The 3,951-nt window shown below is 69.3% G+C and carries 4 protein-coding genes and 1 pseudogene; all 5 read right to left on the bottom strand.

Annotated elements, in window-relative coordinates:
• Positions 1–205: 205 nt before the first annotated feature.
• The 5 genes and pseudogenes from GV368_RS11470 to GV368_RS10825 all read right to left on the bottom strand — a co-directional run bounded on the left by GV368_RS11470 (position 206) and on the right by GV368_RS10825 (position 3,896).
• Positions 206–1,078 carry a hypothetical protein gene (locus GV368_RS11470; RefSeq protein ID WP_235933769.1) on the bottom strand — a complete coding sequence of 291 codons (873 nt, stop codon included), beginning with the start codon at positions 1,076–1,078 and terminating at the stop codon, positions 206–208.
• The gene (locus tag GV368_RS11465) at positions 1,075–1,728 is read right to left on the bottom strand and encodes a hypothetical protein (protein WP_235933768.1); all 654 of its coding nucleotides are present in this window, start codon (positions 1,726–1,728) and stop codon (positions 1,075–1,077) included. The genes GV368_RS11470 and GV368_RS11465 overlap by 4 nt, the downstream gene beginning before the upstream one ends.
• Positions 1,729–2,107: 379 nt before the next feature.
• Positions 2,108–2,500: pseudogene (locus GV368_RS11835) on the bottom strand (relaxase/mobilization nuclease domain-containing protein); the annotation flags it as partial.
• Positions 2,484–2,870 (bottom strand): plasmid mobilization protein, encoded by a 387-nt coding sequence (locus GV368_RS10830; RefSeq protein WP_169116528.1) that lies wholly within the window; start codon positions 2,868–2,870, stop codon positions 2,484–2,486. The gene GV368_RS10830 and the pseudogene GV368_RS11835, both read right to left, overlap by 17 nt.
• Positions 2,871–3,338: 468 nt before the next feature.
• On the bottom strand, positions 3,339–3,896 hold the full coding sequence (locus GV368_RS10825) for a DNA-binding protein (protein ID WP_456243396.1): 558 nt from the start codon (positions 3,894–3,896) through the stop codon (positions 3,339–3,341).
• Positions 3,897–3,951 lie beyond the last annotated feature (55 nt).

The raw sequence follows: 3,951 nt of genomic DNA, 5'->3' as shown, positions 1-3,951 counted from the left end.
ACGACGTCGCGGATCAATGCAATCGTCCGGGACCTGACAAAGAGCCGGTTTCACCTCAATATTCCCGGAAAATGGGATTGTGCAACCTCTGTCCTGTAAATTTTCGTGATGTGGGTCATGACTTCAAGGTTACGGGTTGAGATAGACCTTGCCGATCATCCACCGTCATGACTTCTTCCTGTTTCGGTGGGTACTGCGGCAGGCCTCAGCGTTCGAGGCCTCCTGCGTTTCGGGGACTTCGAGGGGGCGTGTGGCCATCCCGTCCGTCCAGGGTGAGACATTCGATGAGGGGGTGGCCTCGGGGCGGACTCCAGAGCGTGACGGGACGGCCCGTGCGTTCGCCGAGATGACGGAGCCGTTCGTCCCCGAGGCGGCGGGGGGCGAGGATGAGGCGGGCGGCGCGGCGCAGGCGCTCGAGCAGGACTTCGAGCCAGCCTGACAGGGTCGGGCCGCCCGTGACGATCACCGTCGGGGGAGGCTCGAACCGGCGACGGGCCAGGGTGTGCACGGCGAGTGCGTCTTCGCCTTCGTCGACGATCCAGATCGTGTCTTCCACGCCGGCGAGCCGCGGGGCGTAGCGTAGGTCGCTGCCGGGGAGGTCGCGTTCGCGCGGCCTGGCCGCGGGGTCGATCGCGCGCCACAGGGCGTTGCGGACCCGGCCGGCTTCGTCGTACCCGAGAAAGAGCAGACCTCCTGCACCGTAGCGCAGCCACCCTTGCCGTTCGGCCTCCAGGAGCGTCCGGGGATCGAGGCCGCGCGCGAGGAGGTAGCCCCGACCGAGGGCGCGTTCTTGTACCGTTTCAGGGGGAAGCACCGGTCTGGTTTCGCGAGGGGTCGGGGAGGGGCTCAGGAGCCGGTGGGCGGCTTCGGCGTAGCCGATCTCGGGGTCGAGTTCGCGCATGAGCTCGAGGAGGTCGCCCCCGGGGTTGCCGTAGCGGTCGACCCACTGCCAGATCCCTTCGGGGGTGCGCGTGAAGCGATAGCGTTCGTCGCCGTGCCAGTAGGCGGTGAGTCGGTCCCGGTGGTGCTCGAGGCGATATCCCCAGGCGCTCAGCAGGGCGCTGGGATCGCGCTTCAAGGGGTCGGGGAGCGCTCGAGGATCCGTTGCAGGGCTTCGCGCTCCTGCGCCGTGGCCTTGGTGATCAGCATCCGGGCCCACTGGGCGTCCCGCTGGTCTTGGCTCGGGGGGATGAGCCGCTCCAGGGTGACGTGGATCGAGCCGGTCAGCAGTGCCCCCGTCGCGCCCGCGAGCAGGAGCGTGAGGAGCGTTTTCAGGGGGGAGGGACGGCTGTGCCGGGCCGCTTCCCGGAGTTCCTCGGCGGCTCGGGTCATCTCCTTGGCCGCCTGGTCGAGCTTGTCCGGCAGGGCGGCGATCTCGTGGCTCTTCTGTTCGAGGTGCGTCAGTCCGGTTTCGAGCTGCGTGAGGGTCTGCGTGAGCGTGCCGATCTTCGCGTGCAGGCTCGCCGCTTTCTGCTCGAAGGCTTGGCTCGCGCGTTCGCTCAGCCTCAGGGCCATCTCGTCGATCGCGCGGCGCTGGATTTCCAGGATGCGATCCAGCGCTTCCTGGGCGCTGGGTCGCATCGTCTCCCATTGCTGGAGCGTCCGGGGCAGGGCTTCGAGCGCGTTGTGTAGCGCGTCGATCCGTTGCTGGAGCTGGCGCACGCTCTCCACGATCTGTAGCTGGGGCCCTACGTCGTTCAAGGCCCGCACGGTCTCGAGTTTCGTCATAATGTACCCCCGCTTTCTGCAATCCCGACCAGCCATACCTGTCCCCGAGCCGGCTGCCCTTGAAGGCGATGCCGTCCATGGCAAAAGAGAATCCGCTGAACTTGCCCGTCGAGGCGATGTTCGCCCGCACGCTCACGCCGGCGGCCTCGAGGCGCTCGGCGAACTCGATCACCGAGGGATTCCCCTTCATCGCTTCGTCGAGCAGGCGTTGCAGCTTCTGGCGCGGGGGCTCCTTGCCCGTCCGGAGGGCCATGTTGATTTCTTTGTCGCTGAGCTTGCGCTTTTCCGCCCGGGCTTCGCCCAGGCCGGGCGTGAGCCTGAGGCCATGATCCTTTTCCAGCCGCTGCGTGGCTTCGATGGCGCGCCGCGCTTCCCACTGCCCCAGCCAGACGCTTCCGTCCAGGCCTACGCGACTCGTGAGGAGGTGGATGTGGTCATGCTCGGTGTCCTGATGCCGCACGGCCACCCACGGCGTGTTCTCGGGATCGAACCCCATGTGCCGCAGGAACTCGCTCGCCACCGCATTCCAGCGCGCGGCTTCGAGCCGCTCGCCGGGCGGTAGCGACAGCGAGCAGTGCCAGACGGGTTTGCCGACGTCGGGACGGAGTCGTCGAACGGCGGCGAACTCGCGCGAGAGCGCGCGCGGGTCGCGCCCGGTCAGGTTCCCGCCGACGAGCTCGGGTTTTTTCGTGTGCGTGGCCTTGCTGCCTGCGTCGAAGACGTAGTCGAGCGCGCCGCGAAAGCCGCCGCCGCGGCTAATCTTGGCTTTCATCCTGCCGTTCCTCGAGGTCGTGGCCGACGCCGATGAGCCGTCGCCGCAGCTCATCGACGGCTGCCCGCACCTCGGCAAGCGCAGGGGCCTCGCCCGCGTTGAGCCGGTGTGCGAGCTGGTTGAGGTTGGCCGCGGTGCGGGCGAGCTCGGCCCAGGCTCGCCGATTCACGGCCGGGATGCTGGGCGGTAGCCGGTGCAGGGCGGCGGCGCGCAGGTATTCGCCGCGCTGCATGCGCACCGTCTCGCGTAGTGCGTCCAGACGCGCGAGCTCGGCGTCGTTGAGGCGTACCGAGACGCTGTGCCGCCGCTTGTCGGCGGCATCGAGCGGGGCGGGGCCGCGGCGGCGGCGCTTCGTTTCGTCGAGGCTCATGGGCGATGCTCTCCGAGTGAGGCAGACGATGCGAGGGCGATCCCGCAGGCCGGAGTCGAGCGAAGCGCGGGCGAAGGGCCTGCGGGGTTCCCCCCACCCCGACCGAAGGGAGCGGGTGGGGGCAAGGTGATAACCCAAGCGAAGCGCGGGTTACACCTTGCTCCTTACCCGATGGGGATGAGGAGGGACCCGCCCACGATGGCCACGGGCATCAAGCTTGCGATGCGATGCATTATGGATCGATGCGTGACGATGTCAAGTAGGTGGGGCACGCAGCGGGGTTTTCGTGGCTGCGGCCCCCTCCTCGGCGGGGGGCGATGCAGGGCCGCCGGACTCGGTGCCCGCAGGGGCCTCGCACGCAGGCCTTGGCTTCGACCGGAAGCCCATGGCAAGAGGCCGCTCGGGGAAGGGAAGACCGCCCGAGATGACCGACCCCGTCCGTCCGCGCCGTCCGCCCCAGAGCCGGACTTATCCCCAGAATCTGTGGATGGGAATGTGCGTCATCCGCCCCGCGGCGCGTCGGGCCGCGGCGCGCCCCGTCTGCCCAAGGTTTGGGCAGACGGGGCGCAATGGGGATCTTCCCTTCCCTCGCCAATGCCCGCCAAGGGCCTCAAACGGGCTTTGGCGCGGGTTTTTTGCCTCTGCCGACCCCAGACGACCCCGCTCCGGCCCCTTTGCCGCCCCCGGCATCGGCCGGNCGAGCGCATCCCGCAGCTCCTCGACCCGGCGCTCGAGCTCGGAGGCCCGCGTCTCGGCGGCAGCCAGCCTCGAGCGCAGCTCCCCGGCCTCGAGGCGCGCGGCCTGCTCCGAAGCCTCGAGCACGGCCAGACGGGATTGCAGCGCCTCGAGCTGCTCGGCCAGCCGATCGGCGAGCTCCGTGGCCTCTCCTCGCTCCGCCTCCATCTCGGCGCGGACGCGTGCGAGCGCCTCGCGCTCGGCCGCCAGCCGCGCATTGGCCAATTCCAACGCCACGCCCCACACCTCGGCGAGCCGCTCGGCCACCGCCGCCGGCGGTGGCTCACGCACCGGCGAGGCCTTCTCGGCCTGCCGCGCCTTCCACTCGTTCAACGCCGGCCCGATG

The organism is Tepidiphilus baoligensis, assembly GCF_012911495.1.
Taxonomy (GTDB): domain Bacteria; phylum Pseudomonadota; class Gammaproteobacteria; order Burkholderiales; family Rhodocyclaceae; genus Tepidiphilus; species Tepidiphilus olei.
Note: the sequence above shows the minus strand (reverse complement) of the source record. Positions and strands in the feature narration are given on the sequence as shown.